Source organism: Actinophytocola sp. (assembly GCF_035762905.1).
Lineage (GTDB): Bacteria > Actinomycetota > Actinomycetes > Mycobacteriales > Pseudonocardiaceae > DASYTH01.
In genome coordinates this window covers 102,912-124,507 of the sequence record NZ_DASUCC010000144.1, presented here as the reverse complement: position 1 = coordinate 124,507, position 21,596 = coordinate 102,912, and the positions used below count along the sequence as shown (strand labels likewise).

At 71.8% G+C, this 21,596-nt stretch carries 27 protein-coding genes; 14 read left to right on the top strand and 13 right to left on the bottom strand.

The features are described from left to right. Positions 1-72: 72 nt before the first annotated feature. On the top strand, positions 73-948 hold the full coding sequence (locus tag VFV67_RS31020; RefSeq protein WP_326474238.1) for a metallophosphoesterase: 876 nt from the start codon (positions 73-75) through the stop codon (positions 946-948). On the opposite strand, the gene VFV67_RS31015 is transcribed toward VFV67_RS31020, so the two are convergent. The 3 genes from VFV67_RS31015 to VFV67_RS31005 are packed head-to-tail and all read right to left on the bottom strand — an operon-like array spanning position 890 to position 2,470. Next, positions 890-1,714: a helix-turn-helix domain-containing protein gene (locus VFV67_RS31015; protein WP_326474237.1), complete on the bottom strand. Its 825-nt coding sequence runs from the start codon at positions 1,712-1,714 to the stop codon at positions 890-892. The two genes, VFV67_RS31020 and VFV67_RS31015, sit on opposite strands and share 59 nt — an antisense overlap. Continuing rightward, entirely contained in the window at positions 1,711-2,112 is a 402-nt protein-coding gene (locus tag VFV67_RS31010; protein WP_326474236.1) for a hypothetical protein, read from the bottom strand. Before VFV67_RS31010 ends, VFV67_RS31015 begins: the two co-directional genes overlap by 4 nt. Further along, positions 2,105-2,470, bottom strand: coding sequence for a hypothetical protein (locus VFV67_RS31005; RefSeq protein ID WP_326474235.1), 366 nt, complete (start codon positions 2,468-2,470; stop codon positions 2,105-2,107). The genes VFV67_RS31010 and VFV67_RS31005 overlap by 8 nt, the downstream gene beginning before the upstream one ends. A gap of 141 nt (positions 2,471-2,611) precedes the next feature. Between VFV67_RS31005 and VFV67_RS31000 the strand changes: the two genes are divergently transcribed. Then, positions 2,612-2,806, top strand: coding sequence for a PspC domain-containing protein (locus VFV67_RS31000; protein ID WP_326474234.1), 195 nt, complete (start codon positions 2,612-2,614; stop codon positions 2,804-2,806). Between the two features lie 10 nt (positions 2,807-2,816). Here the strand turns inward: VFV67_RS31000 and VFV67_RS30995 are convergent, their stop codons facing one another. Further along, on the bottom strand, positions 2,817-3,305 hold the full coding sequence (locus VFV67_RS30995; protein WP_326474233.1) for a GNAT family N-acetyltransferase: 489 nt from the start codon (positions 3,303-3,305) through the stop codon (positions 2,817-2,819). A 17-nt stretch (positions 3,306-3,322) separates the two neighbouring features. Between VFV67_RS30995 and VFV67_RS30990 the strand changes: the two genes are divergently transcribed. The 4 genes from VFV67_RS30990 (at position 3,323) to infA (ending at position 6,460) form a co-directional block, all read left to right on the top strand. Beyond that, positions 3,323-4,342, top strand: coding sequence for a proline racemase family protein (locus VFV67_RS30990; RefSeq protein WP_326474232.1), 1,020 nt, complete (start codon positions 3,323-3,325; stop codon positions 4,340-4,342). Continuing rightward, positions 4,339-5,301, top strand: coding sequence for an ornithine cyclodeaminase family protein (locus tag VFV67_RS30985; protein WP_326474231.1), 963 nt, complete (start codon positions 4,339-4,341; stop codon positions 5,299-5,301). The genes VFV67_RS30990 and VFV67_RS30985 overlap by 4 nt, the downstream gene beginning before the upstream one ends. 173 nt (positions 5,302-5,474) lie before the next feature. Further along, positions 5,475-6,245, top strand: a complete 771-nt coding sequence (locus tag VFV67_RS30980) for a GNAT family N-acetyltransferase (RefSeq protein WP_326474230.1) — start codon at positions 5,475-5,477, stop codon at positions 6,243-6,245. Continuing rightward, positions 6,236-6,460: a translation initiation factor IF-1 gene (gene infA / locus VFV67_RS30975; RefSeq protein ID WP_326474229.1), complete on the top strand. Its 225-nt coding sequence runs from the start codon at positions 6,236-6,238 to the stop codon at positions 6,458-6,460. Before VFV67_RS30980 ends, infA begins: the two co-directional genes overlap by 10 nt. Before the next feature lie 24 nt (positions 6,461-6,484). On the opposite strand, the gene add is transcribed toward infA, so the two are convergent. The 3 genes from add to VFV67_RS30960 are packed head-to-tail and all read right to left on the bottom strand — an operon-like array spanning position 6,485 to position 8,714. Next, a complete protein-coding gene (gene add, locus VFV67_RS30970) occupies positions 6,485-7,492 on the bottom strand; it encodes an adenosine deaminase (RefSeq protein ID WP_326474228.1) in 1,008 nt (335 codons plus the stop codon). A gap of 10 nt (positions 7,493-7,502) precedes the next feature. Further along, positions 7,503-8,018 (bottom strand): GNAT family N-acetyltransferase, encoded by a 516-nt coding sequence (locus VFV67_RS30965; protein ID WP_326474227.1) that lies wholly within the window; start codon positions 8,016-8,018, stop codon positions 7,503-7,505. Positions 8,019-8,045: 27 nt separating this feature from the next. Further along, positions 8,046-8,714 (bottom strand): DNA alkylation repair protein, encoded by a 669-nt coding sequence (locus tag VFV67_RS30960; RefSeq protein WP_326474226.1) that lies wholly within the window; start codon positions 8,712-8,714, stop codon positions 8,046-8,048. A gap of 62 nt (positions 8,715-8,776) precedes the next feature. Between VFV67_RS30960 and VFV67_RS30955 the strand changes: the two genes are divergently transcribed. Next, positions 8,777-9,337, top strand: a complete 561-nt coding sequence (locus VFV67_RS30955) for a hypothetical protein (RefSeq protein ID WP_326474225.1) — start codon at positions 8,777-8,779, stop codon at positions 9,335-9,337. Positions 9,338-9,340: 3 nt separating this feature from the next. Here VFV67_RS30955 and VFV67_RS30950 read toward each other — a convergent pair whose 3' ends face one another. The 3 genes from VFV67_RS30950 to VFV67_RS30940 all read right to left on the bottom strand — a co-directional run bounded on the left by VFV67_RS30950 (position 9,341) and on the right by VFV67_RS30940 (position 11,414). After that, positions 9,341-10,282, bottom strand: a complete 942-nt coding sequence (locus VFV67_RS30950) for an oxidoreductase (protein WP_326474224.1) — start codon at positions 10,280-10,282, stop codon at positions 9,341-9,343. A 2-nt stretch (positions 10,283-10,284) separates the two neighbouring features. Further along, positions 10,285-10,719 carry an RpiB/LacA/LacB family sugar-phosphate isomerase gene (locus VFV67_RS30945; RefSeq protein WP_326474223.1) on the bottom strand — a complete coding sequence of 145 codons (435 nt, stop codon included), beginning with the start codon at positions 10,717-10,719 and terminating at the stop codon, positions 10,285-10,287. A 110-nt stretch (positions 10,720-10,829) separates the two neighbouring features. Next, on the bottom strand, positions 10,830-11,414 hold the full coding sequence (locus tag VFV67_RS30940) for a hypothetical protein (RefSeq protein ID WP_326474222.1): 585 nt from the start codon (positions 11,412-11,414) through the stop codon (positions 10,830-10,832). Between the two features lie 141 nt (positions 11,415-11,555). On the opposite strand from VFV67_RS30940, the gene VFV67_RS30935 reads away from it, so the two are divergent. The 3 genes from VFV67_RS30935 to VFV67_RS30925 are packed head-to-tail and all read left to right on the top strand — an operon-like array spanning position 11,556 to position 14,501. Further along, a complete protein-coding gene (locus VFV67_RS30935) occupies positions 11,556-12,674 on the top strand; it encodes a sensor histidine kinase (protein WP_326474221.1) in 1,119 nt (372 codons plus the stop codon). Then, a complete protein-coding gene (locus tag VFV67_RS30930) occupies positions 12,671-13,309 on the top strand; it encodes a response regulator transcription factor (protein ID WP_326474220.1) in 639 nt (212 codons plus the stop codon). The genes VFV67_RS30935 and VFV67_RS30930 overlap by 4 nt, the downstream gene beginning before the upstream one ends. A gap of 13 nt (positions 13,310-13,322) precedes the next feature. Next, positions 13,323-14,501, top strand: coding sequence for a CapA family protein (locus VFV67_RS30925; RefSeq protein WP_326474219.1), 1,179 nt, complete (start codon positions 13,323-13,325; stop codon positions 14,499-14,501). Here VFV67_RS30925 and VFV67_RS30920 read toward each other — a convergent pair. Further along, positions 14,485-15,513, bottom strand: a complete 1,029-nt coding sequence (locus tag VFV67_RS30920; RefSeq protein WP_326474218.1) for a zinc-dependent alcohol dehydrogenase family protein — start codon at positions 15,511-15,513, stop codon at positions 14,485-14,487. The genes VFV67_RS30925 and VFV67_RS30920 overlap by 17 nt on opposite strands. Before the next feature lie 78 nt (positions 15,514-15,591). Between VFV67_RS30920 and VFV67_RS30915 the strand changes: the two genes are divergently transcribed. The 3 genes from VFV67_RS30915 to VFV67_RS30905 are packed head-to-tail and all read left to right on the top strand — an operon-like array spanning position 15,592 to position 18,501. Further along, complete coding sequence (locus VFV67_RS30915; protein ID WP_326474217.1) at positions 15,592-16,209, top strand: hypothetical protein; 618 nt, start codon at positions 15,592-15,594, stop codon at positions 16,207-16,209. 4 nt (positions 16,210-16,213) lie between these two features. Further along, positions 16,214-16,366 (top strand): hypothetical protein, encoded by a 153-nt coding sequence (locus tag VFV67_RS30910; RefSeq protein WP_326474216.1) that lies wholly within the window; start codon positions 16,214-16,216, stop codon positions 16,364-16,366. Further along, positions 16,363-18,501 (top strand): thiamine pyrophosphate-dependent enzyme, encoded by a 2,139-nt coding sequence (locus tag VFV67_RS30905; RefSeq protein ID WP_326474215.1) that lies wholly within the window; start codon positions 16,363-16,365, stop codon positions 18,499-18,501. The genes VFV67_RS30910 and VFV67_RS30905 overlap by 4 nt, the downstream gene beginning before the upstream one ends. A gap of 6 nt (positions 18,502-18,507) precedes the next feature. Here VFV67_RS30905 and ligD read toward each other — a convergent pair whose 3' ends face one another. Both ligD and VFV67_RS30895 read right to left on the bottom strand, forming a co-directional pair. Beyond that, on the bottom strand, positions 18,508-19,458 hold the full coding sequence (ligD, locus tag VFV67_RS30900) for a non-homologous end-joining DNA ligase (protein ID WP_326474214.1): 951 nt from the start codon (positions 19,456-19,458) through the stop codon (positions 18,508-18,510). A gap of 10 nt (positions 19,459-19,468) precedes the next feature. After that, entirely contained in the window at positions 19,469-20,467 is a 999-nt protein-coding gene (locus tag VFV67_RS30895; RefSeq protein ID WP_326474213.1) for an MASE1 domain-containing protein, read from the bottom strand. A gap of 98 nt (positions 20,468-20,565) precedes the next feature. On the opposite strand from VFV67_RS30895, the gene VFV67_RS30890 reads away from it, so the two are divergent. Next, positions 20,566-21,540, top strand: coding sequence for an NAD-dependent epimerase/dehydratase family protein (locus VFV67_RS30890; protein ID WP_326474212.1), 975 nt, complete (start codon positions 20,566-20,568; stop codon positions 21,538-21,540). The last annotated feature ends 56 nt before the right edge of the window (positions 21,541-21,596 follow it).

Here is a 21,596-nt window from a genome sequence, read left to right as displayed (position 1 = left end):
GATACACATCCGTGGTGGTACGTAGTTTTTCCACGGATCTACGTACGGACCGATCGTCGGTAGGGTCGAGCCGTGACCCGCCTGTTAGCGACCAGTGATCTGCACGTCGGATATCCGGAGAACCGGGACATCGTAGAGGGACTGCGGCCCGAGTCCGACGACGACTGGCTGATCGTCGCCGGAGATGTCGCCGAGCGCAGCACCCAGATCGAGTGGGCCATGCGCCGGCTCACCGAGCGGTTCGCGAAGGTGATCTGGTCCCCCGGCAACCACGAGCTGTGGACCACCAAGGACGACCCGCTCACCGCGCGCGGCGAGGAGCGCTACCGGTGGCTGGTGGACCTGTGCCGGCGGCTCGGCGTGGTCACCCCCGAGGATCCCTACCCGGTGTGGGAGGGGCCGGGCGGCCCGGTCCGCGTGGCACCGCTGTTCCTGCTCTACGACTACACGTTCCGGGTGGATGGCGTGCACACCAAGGAGGCGGCGCTGGCCCGGGCCTACGAGACCGGAGTGGTGTGCACCGACGAGTACTTCCTGCACCCCGACCCGCATCCGAACCTGGAGACCTGGTGCGCGGCCAGGGTCGCGGCGACCGAGCGGCGGCTCGCCGAGTGCGACCCGGAGGTCCCGCTGGTACTGATCAACCACTGGCCGCTGGTCCGGGAACCCACCCGGATCCTGCGCTACCCGGACTTCGCGATCTGGTGCGGCACCGAACGCACCGCGGACTGGCACACCCGGTTCAACACGGCCGTCGCCGTCTACGGGCACCTGCACATCCCGCGCAGCACGGTGTACGACGGGATCCCGTTCGAGGAGGTCTCGCTCGGCTACCCGCGGGAGTGGAAGGTCCGACAGAACCCGCCCCGGGTGCCCCGGGTGATCCTGCCTACGCGCTCAGCGGAGCGGCGTGCCGGCGGGTGGCTTCGGCGTAGGCAGCCGGGGTGAGGCCGACCGCCCGGGTGAAGTCCCGGATGAAGTGCGACTGGTCGAAGTAGCCGAGCTCGGCCGCGACCTCGGCCCAGTTCGCGCCGGTCGCGGCGGTCAACCGGGCGGCCGCCTCGTGCAGCCGGTAGCGGCGCAGCACCCACTTCGGACTGACGCCCACGTACCGCCCGAACAGCCGCTGCAGCGTGCGGGCCGGGATGTTGAACCGCTTCGAGACATCGTCGACGCGGGTGATGGTCCGGTCATAGAGCAGCGCGTTGACGATCCGGCCGACGGTGGCCACCTCCGGATCCGGCGCCGGCCAGTGCGCCCGCAGGTGGCGTTCGGCCACGGCGACCAGGTCGGCCAGTTCCCGGGCCCGGGTCAGCTCGGCGGTGAACGAGTCGGCGGCCGGCCCGCCCCACAGCGTGGCGAGCGGGCGCACCTGGTCGGTCAGCTCGGCCACCGAGCGGCCGAGGAACGGACGAAAACCACCGGGCCGGAACTTGACCCCGAACACCCGGCCGGTACCGGTGCACTCGTAGCTGAACCGCTCCCGGCCGACCCCGCCGATGACCAGCCGGCCCTGGTCGAAGATCAGGTTCACGCACGGTTGCGGCAGCAGGGTGATCTGCTCGCGCCGGCCGGGCGGCAGGCTCCAGCGCACCAGCCAGTGCCGCTCGACCAGGTCGGCGAGGTCGGCCGAGACCGGCACCCGGTCCAGGGCGAAGTCGAAGTCCCGCACGCCGAGCAGGCCGTACTCACTGGTGGTCGGATCACCGTTCACGCTGTCAAGGATGGACCACCGCGGGTCCGGCGCAGCCACAGCAGGCCCAAGATGGGTAGCCCCAGCGGCACGAAGCCGTAGCCGCCGCCGAACGTCGACCACACCGTGGCGTCCGGGAACGCCTCCGGTGCGATCAGGCTGGCGGTGCCGACCGCGAGCACCCCGACCAGTTCCACCGTGCACGCGACCAGGGCCACCCGCCGGCTGCCCCGGGCCAGCGCCACGGTGGCGACGATGTAGACCACCGCCGCCAGCGCGGAGAGCAGGTAGGCCAGCGGCGCCCGGTCGAACCGGGTGACGATCTGCACCGCCGACCGCGCGGTGGCCGCCAGCGCGAACACCGCGTACACCGCGATCAGCAGCCGCCCCGGCCCGGTGCGCGTTCTCGCGTCAACCACCGGCCGCACCCCAGATCTGGTTCAGCCGCACGATCATGACCGGAACCACCAGGCATCCGACGACGAGAACCGTTGTCCCCCAACGGCTCCGCTCGGCCAGCGCCCAGAACGCGGCGGCCGGCAGGATCAGCAGCGAGCCGATCAGGTAACCGACGAACGACGCCCCGGACACGTCCTGGTCGGTCCCGATCAGCTTGCCGATCCCGATCACCGCCTGCACCAGCAGCCCCAGTTCGAGCAGCGCCAGCAGCCCCAAGGTGGCCGCACCCGGCGGCTTGTCGCGCACCACGAGCAGCAACGACCAGGCCGCGCCCCCCAGCGCGGCCCAGATCAACGCGGTCCCGAACCCGGCGATCACGACCGGCCTGCCCTCCTCACCTGCGACGAATGTCCGGCCGAGTCTGCCGCACGGCCCGTCCCGGACCGGCCGCAGGGGCACGGGCAGTCGCCGCGGACGTGTGTCCGGTTAGCCGCAGGCGCGAAGGGGTATGCCTACCCCATGACCACGACCACCACCACGTTGGCCAGGCCGCAGTCCCGCAAGGTGATCGCCGGCGTCTGCGCGGGGCTGGCGGACCGCGTCGGCTGGACGCCGGGCAAGATGAGGTTGCTGTTCGTGCTGTCCTGCCTGCTGCCCGGCCCGCAGTTCATCGCCTACATCGTTCTGTGGATCATGATGCCGAAGAAGCCGTGAGGCGGAGCCCTCAGAGCTTCGTGAAGTACCTGGCGACCGGGAGTCGCACGAAACCGGCCCGTTCATAGGTCCGGCGGGCGGGCGCATGCCCCGGGTCGCCGCCGGTCTCGACCATCGCCAGCGCCATGCCGTTGTCCTTGAACCACTTCAGCGCGAACGACGTCAGCAACGAGCCGATGCCGTTGCGTTGCTCGGCGGGATCGACAGCGATCATGTAGACCTCGCCCATGCGCTCCTCGTGATCAAGACGGAGGGCCACGAAACCGGCGACGCCGCTGTCGAGTTCGGCCACCCACACGTGCGTCCCGTCCGCGCGGCAGGTGGTCCGCACCGCCCGTTCCTGCTCCACCCGCCAGCCGTCCGGGTACATCTCCGCGTACACCCCGGACTCGCCGAGCACCTCCTCGAGCGAGGCGAACACCGGCGCCCAGGCCCGCACCGACAGCGCCGTCACCGCTTCGAGGTCATCGGCTACGAACGGCCGAACGATGGGTCGCATGGCCGCATACTGGCACCGTGTTCCAGTCGGATGTGCGGACCGTCGACTATCACACCTGCGGTGAGCCGTTTCGTATCGTGGTGCGGCCGCCGGTGCGGCTGCGTGGTGCGACGGTGGCCGAGCGCCGGATGTTCGCCATTTCCGACGCGACGGTGGACGGGTTGCGCCGGATGCTGTGTTTCGAGCCGCGCGGGCACGCCGACATGTACGGCGGTTTTCTGACTCGGCCGGACGATGACGGCGCGGTGTTGGGTGTGTTGTTCTGGCACAAGGACGGGTTCTCCACCGCGTGTGGGCACGGCACCATGGCGCTTGGTGGGTGGGCGGTCGAGTCGGGCCTGGTCGCGGCCGATCCGGGCGGCGTCACGGAGGTGCCGATCGACGTGCCGTCCGGCCGGGTGCTGGCCCGGGTGCACACCGCGGGCGGGCGCGTGGCGAAGGTGGAGTTCGTCGACGTGCCCAGTTGGGCGATCGCCGAGCGGGTCGCCGTGCCGACCGCCCGCGGCAAGGTCCAGGCCGACATCGCCTACGGCGGCGCCATCTATGCACAGGTGGCGGCGGCCACGTTGGGGCTGACCGTCGAGCCCGGCAACCTGGCGGAGTTGATCGCCGCCGGCCGGGAGATCAAATGGGCGCTCAACGACAGCGCACACGCCCGGCACCCCGGCGACGAACGGCTCAGCGGCGTCTACGGCACGATCCTCTACGACGACCTCGGCACGGATCCGGACGGCAACCCGCACCAGCGCAACGTCACGATCTTCGCCGACGGCCAGGTGGACCGCTCGCCGTGCGGGTCCGGCACCGCGTCCCGCGTTGCGATGCTCAGCGCGACCGGCCGCCTGCCCGACGGCGGGCACCTGGTCCACGACTCCATCGTGGGCTCCCGCTTCCTCGCGCGGATCGAGCGGCACGTCACCGCCGACGGGCGGCAGGCGGTGGTTCCGGTCGTCACCGGGACCACCCACAAGACCGGCGAGCACCTGTTCGTCGTCGACCCCGCCGACAAGCTGTTTCCCGGCTTCGTGCTGCGATGACGGCGAACATCATCCTGATCGGCGCCGACCAGGTCCGCCGCGCGCTCGGCCCGTGCCAGGCCGTCGAGGCCATCGGTGCCGCGCTGCGGGCGGGCCTCGACCCGGCGGCCGACCCGGCCCGGATGATAGTCCCCACCGCGCACGGGCAACTGCTGCTGATGCCGGCCGCCGGGGGCGATCACGCCGGCGTCAAGGTGGCCACCGTGGCACCCGGCAACCCCACCCGCGGGCTGCCCCGCATCCAGGGCTGCTACCTGCTCTTCGACGCCGCCACGCTGTCCCCGGTCGCGCTGCTCGACGGCGGCGCGCTGACCACCCTGCGGACATCGGCGGTCTCGATCGCCGCGGTGTTGCCGTTCCTCCGCGACGGCGCACACCCGCGCAGCGTCGCGGTCTTCGGCACCGGACCACAGGCAACCGCCCACGTCGCCGCCCTCGCCGCGCACTGCGACCTCGGCGAGGTGACGTACCTGGCCCGGCGGCCACAGCACGTCCAGCCCCCGCACCATGGCCCGGTTCCGGTCACCGTCACCGCGACCGCGGGCGCCGAGGCACGACGGGTGCTGCGCCGGGCCGACGTCGTCGTGTGCGCGACCACCGCCCGGGAACCCCTCTTCGACTCGACCCTGCTCGGCGATCGGGCCGTCGTGCTCGCCATCGGCAGCCACGAGCCCGACGCCCGCGAGGTCGATGGTCCCCTGCTCACCCGCGCGCACGTGATCGTCGAGGACGTCGCCACCGCCACGCGCGAAGCCGGCGACATCATCCTCGCGGTCCACGAAGGACACACCGGCACGACCGACCTGATCCCGATCCGGCGGATCGTCACCGACCCGGCATCGGTCCGGTTCGACCGGCCCGTGCTCTTCAAGTCCACCGGCATGGCCTGGGAAGACCTGGTCATCGCCACCGCCGTCCACCGGGAAATTGGTTGGGCGGGAGGACGTTCGGGTTGCTAGCGTCGGGGAGACCGTGGCATCACATGAGGAGGTGAGACCCATGAAGGCTGGATCGATGTGGGTGCTCCCCTCGTCGTCACGGTCGGGCGATTGAGGTAGCTGTCGCCGGGAGCGCCTCGACAGGCACTTCCGAAAGGCGACACTCCATGAATTCCAGGCATTTCCCTGCGCGCATGGGCGAGCAGCCGGTAGTGATCACCCGGGTCGCGCAGCGGCATTGGCACGCCCTCGAGGACGACCGGGTGGTCGGCCGCGGCGAGGCTTCGCGCCGGTCCGACGGGCGGATCTTCCTCAGCATCGACGCGTGGCGCGACGCGGTCTTCGACCAACTGGCCGATGCGGTACTGGCGGATCTGCCGGCACCGCTGTACACGGTGGTCGACGAGGCTGATCTCGACCTGATGTCCGGTTGGCAGCGGGCCGGCTTCACGACCCGGCGGCGCGAGTGGGAATACCTCGTGCCGACCGACCCGCGGGTCACGGGGCTCGGCTCGGTACCACCGCCGCCGGGTGTGACGATGATGCCGGCCGGTGCGGCGCGGCCGGGCCCGCTGCGCCAGGTGTACGACACGATTCGCGCCGAGGTCGAGACCTCCGTCGGCTGGCAGGCGATGCCGGGTGAGCTGCAGGTCCGGCCGGAGGCGACCGCCGTGCTGGACCCGTTGCGGTACGCGGTGGCGGCCGAGTCCGATCGATACGTGGGACTGGTCCGGGTGGCGGCGCGGCGAGGGCAGGCCCGGATCGGGTTGGTCGCGGTACTGGCCGACCGGCGCCGCCGCGGTATTGCCCGGGGGTTGCTGGCCCACGCGCTGGATTCGCTGCACCGCCGCGGGATCGAAACGGCCACGGCCGAAGTGGACGAAGGCAACGGGCCGGCGACGGCACTGTTCGAAGGCGTCGGCGCCCGGCGGGCGAGCAGCAACCTGGAGTTGGTGTGGCGATGAAATCCGGGGGCATCGAAGTCGAGGGCACCGTCGTCGAGTGTCTGCGCAACGCCACCTTCACGGTGGAGCTTGCGAACGGACACAAGGTGCTGGCGCACATCAGCGGGAAGATCCGGAAGAACTACATCAAGATCCTGCTGCAGGACCGGGTCCTCGTGGAACTCAGCCCGTACGACCTCGCCCGCGGCCGGATCCTCTTCCGGTACCGGACGTAGCGGCGGGGGACGCGTTGCTGTGGTTCAGCTGTTGAGCGCCGCGAGCTTGTCCAGGATCTGCCGGCGGATCGCGGGTGGGGCCCAGGAGGACTCGATGGCGTTGCGTTGCAACGTGATCATCTGGTCGCGGCCGAGGTTCAGCTCCCGCTGCACGGTGAGCAGGTTCTCGGTGACGTAGGCGGTGAAGTAGGCCGGGTCGTCGGAGTTGACGCTGACCAGCACGCCCGCGTCGAGCAGCCGGCCGAGCTCGGCGGCCTTGGTGCCGTCGGTGACGAACCGGTTGGAGACCGGGCAGATGGTCAACCCCAGCCGGCGCCGCCGGACCTCGTCGACCAGCGCGGGATCCTCGAGGATGTTGACACCGTGGTCGATGCGGTCGACGCCGATCTCGTGCAGGCACTGCCGGATGTGCCCGATCGAGTTCTCCTGGTCCACGTCGCAGTGCATGGTGAGCAGGTAGCCCTCGGCGCGGGCCCGGGCGAACACCGCGGCGAACTTCGCAGGCGGGTTGCCGCGTTCGTCGGAGTCCAGGCCGACACCGATGATCCAATCCCGGTACGGCAACGACTCCAGCAGCGTCGCCATCGCGTACTCGGCCTGGAAGTCACGCAGGAAACACATGATCAGTTGGGTGTGCAGGCCGAGCATCCGCCGCGCGTCGAGCTGCGCCCGGCGCAGTCCCCGAACCACGGTGCCGAACTCCACGCCACGGCTGGTGTGGCCCTGCGGGTCGAAGAAGATCTCCGCGTACTCGACACCCTGCGCCGCCGCCTTCTCGAAGTAGGCGTAGGCCAACTCGTAGAAGTCCGGTTCGGTCACCAGCACCGACATTCCCTGGTAGTAGCCGACCAGGAACGAGCTGAGATCATGAAAATCGTAGCCGGCGCGGGCCTCGTCGACGGTCCGGTACGGCAACGCGACACCGTTGCGTTCCGCGAGACGGAACTTCAGCTCGGGTTCGAGCGTGCCCTCGATGTGCAGGTGCAGCTCGCACTTGGGCATGGAACGAACAAAGCCTTCGATGTCGGCCACGCCAGCAAGCCTAACGCCGCAACGGGTATTCCATGGATACGCCGTCGAGGACCATGCCGTTGGGCAGGGGGACCTGGATGCGCCGCAGTTCGCGGAAGCCGAAGGACCGGTAGAGCGGTACGCCCGGCAGGGTGGCCATCAGGACCAGCGCCTGGAAGCCTTCGGCCCTGGCCGCCTGCTCGGACCTGGCGAGGATCGCCCGGCCAAGACCGCGGCGGGTCCAGTCGCCGCGCACGAACATCGCCCGCACCCGGGCCGGCTCGGTGGCCGGGTCCAGCAACCGGTCGTCCGTCGGTGTGGCGCCGGAACCGGTGTACAGCTTGTCCCGCTTGCTCCAGCCACCGCAGGCGACGAGCTGCCCGTCCGCCTCGTGGACGTAGTAGGTCCGGTCGTCGATCAGCACCGTGTCCGGCTCGGTCAGATACTCGGCGGCGGCGGCGGTCTCGCGTTCGTCGTGAAAATGGGGAAAGACCTCCAGCACCGACCGGCGCATGAGCTCGGCGATCCGCGGTACGTCTGACCGCACGGCCGCACGCAACACCGGCGATCCTCCTCACTTGTGCTGGCGGCGAACCATTTCGGTGATCCAGGCGGGGGCGAACGGGGAGGTGCAGTTCGGCGGGGTCGGGTAGTCCTTGAGTACCTGGAGGCGCTCGCCGATGTCGATGGCGCGGGCGCGGTGCGCGGGGTGGTGGATGCCGATGTGGGCCAGGCAGCTGTTCATCGCCCACTGCAGGCGGTCCGGAGCGTCCTTCATCCGCGCCTCGATGAGGTCGAGGAGTCCGGCGAGGTCGAGGCCGTCGGGTTGTTTCGCCACACGTTCGGTGGTCAGGGCCCAGCCCGCACTGGCGACGACGGGGTCCGGATCGGCGAACCAGGTCAGCCGCAGTCGTTCGGCGTGTGGACTCTTCTTCACCACGTAGTTCACCAGCCAGTCGTGCGCCTTGGGAGTGCGTGCCTGGCGCAGCATGGCGTCCAACTCGGCCTGCTCGAATGCCTTCGGGCGGCAGATCAGCGTGGCCAGCAGTCTGGCCGCGGTGTCCTCCGTGGCCCAGAGTTGGCGGGCGAGATCCTGCTGGGTCTTCAGGCGCTTCGCGACCGCCCGGAGCTTGCCGAGGTTGACACCGTGATCGTCACCGTGGCGCTCGTTCACGGCGCGGGCCTTGGGGTCCTCGAGCGCGGCCAGTTCGGCCAGCACCTCGGCCACCGTCGTCTCCGTCACCCGAGCCTCCCGTCTCCTCACCTGCGCCTACGAGGCAAGCACAAGGATGGCAGGCTGCGCTTGTGAACCCGATCGTCGCCCAGGCGTTGACCATCGTCGGTGTGCTGCTCGGCTCGGCCGCCACGTTCGTCGTCACCTCCGCAGCCGAGCGAACCCGGTGGCGCCGGGCGCAGTCCGCCCGGTGGGACGAAAAGCGCCTCGTCGCGTATTCGGAGTACGCCAACGCGGTCAAGCACATGGTCCGGCTGTGCCGCCGGATCGCCGAGACCAAGAAGCTGCTGGCCACCGGTCAGGACATCGACCTCGACAACGCCTTCGCCGACCTCGCCGAGGCGGAGACCCACCGCGCGGCCCGGTGGGAAACCGTCCTGCTGCTCGGCGAGCCGACGACGATCTCCGCCGCCCGAGCCTGGAGCGAGCAGGCCTGGCGGCTGGAGTACATCCTGCGGGAAGAGGACCCCGACCCGGCCACGTTTCTCGAGGCCTATCGCGCCGCCATGCGGCTACGCAACGAGTTCTACGCCTGCGCCCGCGCGGACCTGCAGATCACCAGCGGCCCGCTGCCCGAACTCAACTGGAAGTCGCTGCAACCACCGGCTCCCGACCGGCCGGCCATCCCCTGACGATCATTCGGGGAGCCGGTACGTCACTCCGGTCAGCCGTTCGGATTCCCGCCACAGGCGGCGTCGGGTGGGGTGGTGGTGTGCCCGGGCGGACGATCGGACCAGAACCGGGGTTCCGGTGCACTGCAAGCGGCCGGCGGGACCGCAGAAGGCGCCGCCGCGGATGGCCGGGTCGACGGCGGCCCGCAGGGTGGTGAGGGCTGCCTGCTGCGGGTCGTGCCGGAACCAGGCCGACAGCCGGCCGGGTGGCCGGCTGAACACCACACGCGGCAGCCGCCAGGACACGTCCCGCAGCAGGTCGGTGGGGACAACGCCCGGGTGGGCGGTCACCGCGATGGTGGTGGCGCCGGCGAGCTCCAGCCGGCGCTGCAACTCGTAGCTGAACAACAGGTTGGCCAGCTTGGACTGGCTGTAGGCGAGCGCCGTCCCCCACCGGCGGGTCAGCTGCAGATCGTCGAAGTGGATGCGGCCGATCCAGTGGCTGAGGCTGCTGACGGTCACCACCCGCGACCCCGGCGTGGCCAGCACCGATTCCAACAGCAGGCCGGTGAACGCGAAATGGCCGAGGTGGTGGACACCGAAATGCGACTCGAAACCGTCCTCGGTCAGCCGCCGCCTGCGGGAGATCAGTCCGGCGTTGTTGATCAGCAGGTCGATCCTGGGGTACCGCACGCGTAACTCGCCGGCGGCGTCCCTGATGGAGGCCAGCGACCCGAGCTCCACCCGCTGGGTGGCCACCTCCGCATCCACCACGGCGGCCCGGATCCGCGCGGCCGCCCGCTCCGCCCTGGTCGAATCCCGACCGGCCAACACCACGACGGCGCCGGACCTGGCCAGCAGCAGCGCCGTGGCGAACCCCAGCCCGGCGCTCGCTCCGGTGATCACCGCCGTTCGGCCGTGCTGAGCGGGAATGTCGGCCGCGGTCCACCGCCGCACCGCGGCCACGGTCAGATCTCGTCGACGTGCTCGATGTTGGCGAGGTCGGCGGGATCGGTACTCGCTTCGCCCGCGAACCAGCCGTCCAGGATCTCGGTGAGCACGGCCTGACTGGTGATGCGCAGGGACAGGGCCAGCACGTTGGCGTCGTTCCATTTTCTGGCGCCCCTTGCGGTCTCGGCGTCGACGCAGAGGGCGGCCCGGACACCGGTCACCTTGTTGGCCGCGATGGACGCACCGGTGCCGGTCCAGCAGGCGACGATGCCCTGCTCCGCCCGGCCCTCGGCGACGTCCCGGGCGGCCGCCTCGCTGGCCCACGCCCAGTCGTCCCGCTCCTCGTCGTTGAGCGCGCCGTGCAGCAGCGGCTCGTGCCCGCGCATCCGCAACTCGTCCACGAGGGCGTCGGCCACTCCGGTCCGCTCGTCCGCGGCCACCGAGATCCTCATGCCAGCGAGGCTAGAGGGTGTCCCCTCGCTGCGGGTGCCGGGACAGGTGTAAAGTTCGAATCGGTTCCGTGCTCCCGGTGACCCCCAGGCCGGTTGAGCACGGAACCCCGTTATATCCGGACCGGCAGGCGATCCTGCGTGTTCGCCGTGACCAGCCGCCAGGACATCCAGATCACCGCGGCCGAGCCGAGAACGAACCCGATCGACACCACCGGCGCCGGCAGCACCGCCCGCAGCGCGGTCGGCACGAACCCGACGACGTAGAGCGCGCACGCCGTCCGTGGGAACAGCCCCGCCCGGGCGCTGGCCAGTCCGAACAGGACGATGCCGGCCAGGTACACCATGGAGATCACCAGGAAACCGGTTCCGGTCCGGCCGTCGACCAACCGCTCGACGGTGTCCGAGTCCAGGAACCGCAACACGTAGTGCGAAGCGAACTCGATCGCCAGCGCCCCGGCGAGGCCGGCGAGGTTGAGTGCGTAGCCGTACAGCCCGAGCCGGCCGGTGCGCTCACGCTGCCACAGGTACAGCCCGGTGAGCGCGAACAGCGCGAGGAACGCCGGGATCGGCGCGATGCTGTGCGTGAGGTCGTTCTCCGGCACGACGCCGACCCTGCGGGCGTCGTTGAGCAGCAACAGCACGCCGGTGAGCAGGCCGGCGATGCCGGCGAGCCGGTAGAGGGTGGTCGGTGCCACGGGCACTCCCTTGTACTGGTACGGGTTCGGTTGCCCGCAGACGCTAGGGAGCGCGACCGGACGCGGTAAGTGCCGAGCGGTTGGCCACAGGTCATGTGCCGTCCGGCCAACGTATTCTCGGCGCCAGTTTGGGAGGCGCCCATGGATCCGGTTCCGAACACCGCTCCCCGGTTGCTGCCGTGGGTGGCGTCGATCCTCTACGTCGCGGTGCTCCTCGCCGCGGTCTACTTCGCCGCCGCCGGGTTGTGCGACGAGCCGGCCGAACCCCTACGGGTGGCCGGATTCGTTGGCGTGCTTGGGTTCCTGATCGGGCTCGAGGTACTCGACCGGCACCGGCCGGTCCGGCTCGCGATCGCCTTCCTGGCCCTGCGGGCGGCCCTGTACTGGGTGGTCGGCGTGCTGGAGTGCTCCGGCTTCTCCCGCATCCTGTTCGTGCTCATCCCGTTCCTCGCCTACTTCTCGCTCGGCCGCCGGGCGAGTTACGCGCTGGCCGGGTTGCTGACCGGCGGGTTGGTGGTCAACCTGTCGCTGACCACCCCGTCCTGGTACACCGACCGGGAGCAGCTTTCCGACCTGTTGATGTTCTGCACCGGCCTGGTGATGGCCGTGTCCATGGCCGCGGTTGCCGTACATGCCGAGCGCCTGGTCGGTCAGGTGGCCCGACTGGCCACGGTCGCCGAGCGCAACCGGCTGGCCCGGGACATCCACGACAGCCTCGGGCACCATCTGACCGTGATCGCCGTGCAGTTGGAGAAGGCCGCGGCGTTCCGGGAGCGCGATCCGGCGACGGCGGAGCAGGCACTGGCCGACGCGCGAGCGTCCACCCGGCACGCGCTGGACGAGGTGCGGCAGTCGGTCGGCACCCTGCGTGCGGGCTTCGCGCTGGCCCCCGCGCTGCGCCAACTCGTTGCGCGCCTTGACGATGAGCGGTTCTCCGTGGAGCTGGACGTGACCGGCGACGAGTCCGGGTTCGACTCCGCGGCGCTGATCGCGCTGTACCGGGCCGCGCAGGAGGGCCTGACCAACGCCAGCCGGCATGCCGGCGCGTCCCGGGTGCGCGTCCGCGTGCGGCTGGACGAGCGGGCGGCCAACCTGGTCGTGGCCGACGACGGCCGCGGGTTCTCCGGGCAGCGGCCGGGTTTCGGGCTGCGCGGGATGGACGAGCGGCTGCGCCTGGTCGGCGGGACGCTGTCGGTGTCCGACGATCCGGACGGCGGAACCCGGCTGGTGGCCACCGTCCCGGCCGGAGGCCGGCGGTGATCCGGGTGCTGGTCGCCGACGACCAGCGGCTGATCCGGGAGGGCATCGCGTCGCTGCTGTCCATCCAGCCGGGGCTGACCGTGGTCGGCGTGGCCACCAACGGCCGGGAGGCGGTCGAGCAGGCCCTGGCACTGCGGCCGGACGTGGTGCTGATGGACGTGCGGATGCCGGAGTTGGACGGGGTGGCGGCGGCCGCGGCCCTGCGCCGGGACGCGCCGGACTGCCGGGTGCTGATGCTGACCACGTTCGACGACGAGGAGTACGTGATCGAGGCGGTGCGCGCCGGGGCGAGCGGCTACCTGCTCAAGGACCTGCCCGCGGCCGACCTGGCCCAGGCGATCCGGCTGGCGCACGCCGGGGTGCACCAGTTCGACCCGTCCGCGACCGGCCGCCTGGTGTCCGCGCTCGGCCGCCGGCCGGCGCCGGAACCGTCCGAAGTGGATCCGGCACTGACCGCACGGGAGGTGGAGGTGCTGCGGCTGATCGCCGCGGGCGCGACCAACCGGGAGATCGCCCGCAAGCTCGCGGTGAGCGAGGGCACGGTGAAGAACCACGTGTCCAGCATCCTGACCCGGTTGGGCCTGCGGGACCGCACCCAGGCGGCCATCTACGCGCACGATCACCGGCTGCTCTGACACACTGCGCGCCATGCGCATGCTGTTGGCCGGGATCGCGGGCCTGCTCGTGGCCGGGTGCTCCGTGGCCGGCGAGCCGGTGCCGGCGGCCGGCGGGTCCGCTCCGCCGCCGAGCGCCGTCCCCGCCGAGGCACCGGCCGGCATCACCATCGCCGCGGTCGGCGACATCCTGATGGGCAGCGCGCCGAACCGGCTGCCGCCCAATGACGGCCGCGGCTTCTTCGACAAGGTGGCCGAGCCGCTGCGCGCGGACCTGACCATGGGCAACCTCGAGACCCCGCTGTCCGAGCCGACCGAGCACGTCAAGTGCCCGAAGCCGCCGGCCCCGACCAGCCCGGCGCCGGACCCGTCGGCCCCGCCGTCGTCCCCGGCCCCGGCACCGCCCGCGCCGCCCGCGACCCCGGCCCCGCCGCCCAAGGAGACCTGCTTCGCGTTCCGGCTGCCCAGCTCGTACGCCACCGTGCTGCGCGACGGCGGGTTCCACGTGCTCGCGCTGGCCAACAACCACACCAACGACGCCGGGCCGGCCGGCCTGCGCAACACCAGGACGGCGTTGACCTCGGCCGGGTTGCGCTCCACCGGCGGCAAGGACGAGATCGCCGTGCACGAGGCGAACGGGATCACCGTCGCGGTGCTCGGCTTCGGCCCGTACGCCTGGATGCAGAGTGTCACCGACATCGACGAGGCCACCGAACTGGTCCGGACCGCGCAGACCAAGGCGGACCTGGTCGTGGTGAACATGCACGTCGGCGGGGAGGGCGCGGACCATCAGCACGTCAAGCCGGGTACCGAGTACTTCCTCGGCGAGAACCGCGGCGATCCGATCGGGTTCGCGCACGCCGTGGTGGACGCGGGCGCGGACCTGGTGGTCGGGCACAGTCCGCACGTGCTGCGCGGGATGGAGTTCTACAAGGGCCGGCTGGTCGCCTACAGCATGGGGAACTTCGCCGGGTACAAGGTGCTCAGCACCGCCTTCCCGATGGGTGTCGGCGGCGTGCTGCGGGCGACCCTGGCCAAGGACGGCAGCTGGGTGCGCGGCGCGCTGGTGCCCACCGCGATGGTCGGCGGCGGGCTGCCCGCGGTCGACCAGGAGGCCAGGGCGCTGGACCTGGTCCGCGACCTGTCCGCGGCCGACCTGCCGGGCACCGCGGTCCAGGTCGGCCCGGACGGGTCGCTCAGCCAGGCTCGATGACCGTCACGCCGCCGGCCGCCGGTCCGCCCATGGCGGCCAGCGCGGCGGGCGTCTCGGCCAGCCCGATCGTGCGGGTGATCAGCAGCTCGGGCCGCAGCGCCCCGGCGGTGATCAGGTTCAGCAGCGGCGGGTAGGCGTGCGCGGCCATGCCATGGCTGCCGAGCAGGGTCAGCTCCTTGGCGATCACCCGGGCCATCGGCAGCACCGGGTCCTCCGGCAGCAGCCCGACCTGCACGTGCCGGCCGCACCGGCGCAGGCAGTTGATCGAGGCGGCGGCCGTCTGCGGGCTGCCGAGGGCGTCAAGGGACAGGTGCGCGCCGCCGCCGGTGGCCACCGCGATCCGCTCGGTCAGGTCGGGCGCGGACCCGTCGACGCAGACCGCCGCGCCCAGCCCGCCGGCCAGGTCCAGCGCCGGCTGCGCGATGTCCACGGCGACCACCTGGGCGCCGGACGCGACCGCGACCATGATCGCGGACAGGCCCACGCCGCCGCAGCCGTGCACCGCCACCCACTCCCCCGGCGCGACCCGGCCGCGCGCCACCACCGCACGGAACGCCGTGGCCATCCGGCAGCCAAGGCTGGCCGCGCTCGCGAACGTCAGCCCGGCCGGCAGCCCGATCAGGTTCACGTCCGCGTGCTCGATCGCCACGTACTCGGCGAACGAGCCCCAGTGGGTGAACCCGGGCTGGGTCTGCCGCTCGCACACCTGCTGGGCCCCGCCGGCACAGGCCGGGCAGGTCCCGCAGGCGCAGACGAACGGCACGGTCACCCGGTCGCCGGGCTTCCACCCGGTCACCTCCGGGCCGACCGCCTCGACGGTCCCGGCCAGTTCGTGCCCCGGCACGTGCGGCACCCGGATGTCCGGGTCGTGTCCCATCCACCCGTGCCAGTCACTGCGGCACAGCCCGGTCGCCCCGACCCGCAGCACCGCACCGCGCGGCGACGGCACCGGGTCGGGCACCTCGCGCACCTCGGGCATCCGCCCGAACTCGTCGAACACAGTCGCCCTCATCACCTCATCATGACCAACTCGCCCGGCCGTCGCCGAACGGTTGCGCCGGCTGTCGGTGGGCCCGGCCACAATGGGCGCGTGGTCGGACCGATGCGGAACCGGGTCACGCCGCTGGGTGACATCGTCGCCGTGCCGCTGCGCGGGGCGTGGCTGGGAAACCGCGGGATTCTGCACGAGGGCAAGGAGGTGGTGCGGTTTCACCGCAGCTCACTGTGGATCATCTGCGCGCTGCGCTTCCGAGGGTGGCGGGCCCGGCAGTGGCAGCCGGGTCACTACACGGTGCTGTTCTTCCACGACGAGGCGGTCGCGCTGGCGGCCGGGCACCGGCCGTGCGCGCTGTGCCGGCGGGCGGACTACGACCGGTACCGGCGGGCCTGGGCGGCCGGACACGGCTCGGACGTGCCGCTCACCAAGGAGATCGACCGCCGGTTACACGGGCAGCGCATCGTCCGGGGGACGCACCGGCGGCGGCTGCACGACCACCCGTGGGCGAGCCTGCCCGCCGGGGTGTTCGCGCTGCTGGACGACGGGCCGGCCCTGGTCACGGCCGACGCGGTGGTGCCGTGGAGCACCGCCGGGTACGGCGCGGCCCGGATCCGGCCGGGCGGCGGGACCGCCACGGTGATCACGCCGCCGGCCACGGTGCTCGCGATCGGCAACGGGTATCGGCCGCAGATCGGCGTGGCAGTACCGTGACCCAGTGCACACGATCGCATCGGTGATCGCCGGCAACCTGGCCGGCGCGGGCACGGCGTGCCTGGTCGGCAATCCGGTCCGGCCGGACGGCGCGCGGCTCGGCCCGCCGGGGACGAGCGGCCCCGGCCTACCGACCGGTCCGCAGAGGACTAGATGACCGACCGGATCGACGAGCAGTTCAGCGTGGCGGTGGCCGCGCTGGCCGAGCGTCCCCGGCGCGACCCCGCGCTCCCGGTGCGCGACGGCGCCACCCTGACCGGCGCACGCTGCCTGGAGCTGTTCGACGCCCAGCTCGGCAGCCGGCACCTGGACCTCGCCGCCCGCGAGCTCGGCGCGCGCGGCGCCGGCTACTACACGATCGGCTCGTCCGGCCACGAGGGCAACGTCGCGGTCGCCGCCGCGCTGCGGCCCACCGACCCGGCGCTGCTGCACTACCGGTCCGGCGGGTTCTACCTGGAACGGGCCCGGCAGGTGCCGGGCAGCACGCCGCTGTCCGACGTGCTGCTCGGGGTGGCCGCGGCGGCCACCGAGCCGATCGCCGGCGGCCGGCACAAGGTGTTCGGCAACAAGGCGCTGGCGATCATCCCACAGACCTCGACGATCGCCTCGCACCTGCCGCGCGCGGTGGGCGTGGCGTTCGGGATCGAGCGGGCCGCCCGGCTCGGCGTGGCCAATCCGTGGCCGGCCGGCTCGATCGTGGTGTGCAGCTTCGGCGACGCGTCGGTCAACCACTCCACGGCGCTCGGCGCGTTCAACGCCGCCCGGCACTGCGCCTACCAGAACCTGCCGCTGCCGGTGCTGTTCGTGTGCGAGGACAACGGGATCGGGATCAGCGTGCGCACCCCGCCCGGCTGGGTGCACAGTGTCTACTCCGGACAGTCGAACCCGCGGTACTTCACCGCGGACGGTTCGGATCTGCTGGACGCCGTCCCGGTGGCGGCCAAGGCGGCGGCCTGGGTGCGGGACAACCGGATGCCGGCCTTCCTGCACCTGCGGATGGTGCGGCTGATGGGGCACGCCGGGTCCGATGTGGAGTCGGCCTACCGGGAGCCGGCCGAGATCGAGGCGGAGCTGGCTCGCGATCCGGTCCTGCGCACCGCGACGATGCTGGTCGAGCACGGCATCCTCACCCCGGCCGAGGTGCTGGCCCGCTACGAGGAAAAGCGCGCCGAGGTCGGCGAGACGGCCCGGCGCGCCGAGACCGCGCCCCGGCTCGGCGGTGCCGCGGAGGTCATGGCGCCGCTGCGGTTGCGCCAGCCCGCACCGGTCACCGTGCCGGCCACCACCGACCGGCTCACCCTGGCGCAGGGCATCAACCAGGCGCTGTCCGATCTGCTGGCCGAGCACCGGGAGGTGCTGGTGTTCGGCGAGGACGTGGCCCGCAAGGGCGGCGTCTACGGGGTGACCCGCGGGCTGCTGAAGAAGTTCGGCCCGGCCCGGGTGTTCGACACGCTGCTGGACGAGCAGAGCATCCTCGGCTTGGCCCTCGGCACCGGCCTGTGCGGGTTCCTCCCGGTCGCCGAGATCCAGTACCTGGCCTACCTGCACAACGCCGCCGACCAGCTCCGCGGCGAGGCCGCCACCCTCCGGTTCTTCTCCACCGGCCAGTACCACAACCCGATGATCGTGCGGATCGCCGGCTACGGCTACCAGAAGGGCTTCGGCGGCCACTTCCACAACGACAACGCGGTCGCCGCGCTGCGCGACATCCCCGGCCTGGTGATCGCCTCACCGGCGCGCGCCGACGACGCCGCCGCCATGCTCCGCACCTGCGCCGCCGCGTCCGCAATGGACGGACGGGTTTCGGTGTTCCTGGAACCCATCGCCCTGTACCACACCCGCGACCTGTTCATCGAGGGCGACGGCGCCTGGCTCGCCCCGGCCGGCAGCGGCCACGTCCCGCTCGGCAGCGCCCGGGTCTACGGCGACGGCAACGACCTCACCCTGGTCACCTTCGGCAACGGCGTCCGGATGTCCCTGCGGGTGGCCCGCCAGCTCGCCGGCCGCGGCATCCACGCCCGGGTCGTCGACCTGCGCTGGCTCGCCCCGCTTCCGGTGGCCGACATCCTCCGGCACGCCAACGCCACCGGCCGGGTCCTGATCGTCGACGAGACCCGCCGCACCGGCGGCGTCTCCGAGTCCGTGATCACCGCGCTGGTCGACGCCGCCTTCCCGGGCCGCATCGGCCGGGTCACCAGTGAGGACACCTTCGTCCCGCTCGGCCCCGCCGCGCACCACGTCCTGGTCTCCGAACCCGCCATCCTCACCGCCGCCACCACCCTGTGCCGGTGACGGGTTTCAGTCGTCCTCGGCGTCCGGGGGCTCGGTGCCGTCGCGGTCCGCCCAGTCGAGCAGCGGGTCGAGGGCGAACACGGCCTCGTCGATGCCCTCGTGCAGGTCGCCGCGCTTGGCGAACCGGTCGGGAACCGTGGCGATCGTGAAGTCCCGCGGGTCGGCGTCGTCGATCTCGTCCCAGGTGATCGGGGTGGAGACGGTGCCCTCCGGGTTGCCGCGCACCGAGTAGGCGCTGGCGATGGTGTGGTCGCGGGCGTTCTGGTTGTAGTCCACGAACAGCAGCTTCGGGTCGCGGTCCTTGCGCCACCACGTGGTGGTCACGTCGTCGGGCGCGCGGCGCTCGACCTCGCGGGCGAAGGCGAGGGCGGCGCGGCGGACGTCCTGGAAACCCCACCGCGGGTCGATGCGGACGTAGATGTGCAGGCCGTTGCCGCCGGAGGTCTTCGGCCAGCCGACCGCGCCCAACTCGTCGAGGATCTCGTGGGCCACGTGGGCGACCCGGCGGACCCGGTCGTACGGGCAGTCCGGCATCGGGTCGAGGTCGATGCGCCATTCGTCGGGCTTCTCGGTGTCGGCCCGGCGCGAGTTCCACGGGTGAAACTCCACAGTGGACATCTGCACCGCCCAGATCACATGCGCGAGCTCGGTGACGCACAGCTCGTCGGCATGCCGGCCATAGCGCGGGAACTTCACCCGCACGGTCGAAAGCCACGGCGGAGCCCCGTGCGGAACCCGTTTCTGGTGCACCTTGTCACCGGCCACACCGGACGGGAACCGGTGCAGCATGCACGGCCGCTCGCGCAGCGCGCGCACGATGCCGTCGCCGACCGACAGGTAATAGTTGACGAGGTCGAGTTTGGTCTCGCCGCGCGCCGGAAAGTACACCCGGTCCGGGTTGGAGATCCGGACGGTGCGGTGCCCCACCTCGAGCTCCACGGCGGAATCACTGGCCACGAGGGAGAAACTAGCCGATCGGCCGCTCCGGCGCGGACCGCGAACGCAGCACGTTGTCCAGCAGGCCGTCGCGCAGCAGGCTGTACGGCTCGAGCGCGGCAACGGCCTGGGTCAGCTGCTCGACCGCCCGCTCCACCGAGCGCATGGCCTCGTTTCGCTGGGTGGTGACCGCGGCGAGCAGCAACGCGGTCAGCGTGGCGGAGGCGTTGAACGCCTGCAGGGTGACCATCCGGGCGGCCAGGTCGATCTCGGCGAACGGACCGATCCCACGGATCGCGCCGATCGCCGCGCCGGTGACCATGATCAGCGCGCAGGGCGCGGCGCCGCGCAGCTGGAACCGCAACGCCGACCAGATCAGCAGCGGGAAGGCCAGGAAGTACAGCGGCGTCGCGGTCTCCTTGGCCAGTGCGAACACCCCGACGATGCCGGCCGCAAGGCCGAGTGCCTCCAACAGGCGCAGCGGTGCGACCCGGCGGCGCCAGCGCATCCGCACGGCGACCAGCAGCACCGGGAGGACCACCAGCACGCCGAGCGCGTCGCCCGCCCACCACACCAGCCAGGTCGACCAGAACGCGCTCGCCGGCAGCGAGCCGGCCAGCACCAGGGCGCCGGTGCCCATCGTGGCGCTGATCAGCATGGCGCCGCACGCGCCGAGGAACACCAGCGCCAGCGCGTCGCGCAGCCGGTCCAGCTCGATCCGGAACCCGACCCGGCGCAGCAACAGGTAGGCGCACAGCAGGGAAAGCGTGTTGCCGGCGGAGATGGCCAGCACCGCGACCAGGTTCGGGCCGAGCGGCAGGTTGGCGAGAAACGCCCCGAGCGTGATCCCCGGCCAGCATCGGAACCCCAGCAGCAGCAGGCAGGCCAGCCCGATCCCGGTCGGCGGCCACAGCGGGGTGACCTGGTCGTTCACCACCGAAAGCCACAACCCGAACTGGGCGGTGACGTAGTAGGCGGCCGCGACCAGGAGAATTCGCAGACCGGGGTTGAACCGCTGGGGGCGCAGCACGGGGGTGCCTCCTTCTCCCCCGTCTCCCCGGCGGACATTCTGGCCGCCCGGGCCGGTATCCGACAACAGTTGACCAACGAGCGGGTTAGGGTTCGGTTGTGCGAGTTGTGGTGATCGGCGGCACCGGTCATGTCGGCAGCTACCTGGTGCCCCGCCTGGTGCGCGGCGGGCACGACGTGATCGTGTTGAGCCGAGGGGAACGCGAGGCCTACCACCCGGACGCGGCGTGGTCGAAGGTGCGCCGGATGCGCGTGGACCGGGACGCGGAGGACGCGGCCGGCACGTTCGGCAACACGGTGGCCGAGCTGGGTGCGGACGCGGTGGTGGATCTGGTCTGCTTCACCGAGGACAGCGCGCGGGCGCTGGCCACGGCGCTGCGCGGGCGGGTCGGGCTGCTGCTGCACTGCGGCACGATCTGGGTGCACGGGCCGCTGGCCCAGGTGCCGGTGACCGAGGACGCGCCCCGCGAGCCGTGGGGCGAGTACGGCACGGCGAAGGCGGCCATCGAGGCGTACCTGATCGGCGAGGCGCGGCGCGGCGGCACCCCGGCCACCGTGCTGCACGCCGGGCACATCGTGGGACCGGGCTGGGCGCCGTGCAATCCGGTCGGCAACTTCGATCTGGACGTGTTCGGCGCGATCGCCCGCGGCGAGGAGGTGGCGCTGCCCAACTTCGGCCTTGAGACGCTGCATCACGTGCACGCCGACGACGTGGCCCAGGCCTTCGAGCGCGCCCTGCACCGCCGGTCCGCGGCCGTCGGTGAGAGCTTCCACGCGACCTCGCCGCAGGCCCTGACCACGCGTGGGTTCGCCGAGGCGGTGGCCGGCTGGTTCGGGCTGGAGCCCCGGCTGCGGTTCGAGCCGTTCGACAGCTGGGCGGCCACGGTGGATCCGGAGGCCGCGGAGACCAGCCGGGAGCATCTGGAACACAGCCCGGTGATGAGCATCGAGAAGGCCCGCACCCTGCTCGGCTACGCCCCCCGGTACAGCTCGCTGCAGGCCGTGCGGGAGTCGCTTGCCTGGCAGATCGCAGCCGGCGCGGTGAACACCAACGGACATTCCCTCGCCGGGTAAACCCGGTTGCGGTGTCCGGCTACTGTGGTGCCATGCCGTTTCTTTGACGTTGAGCC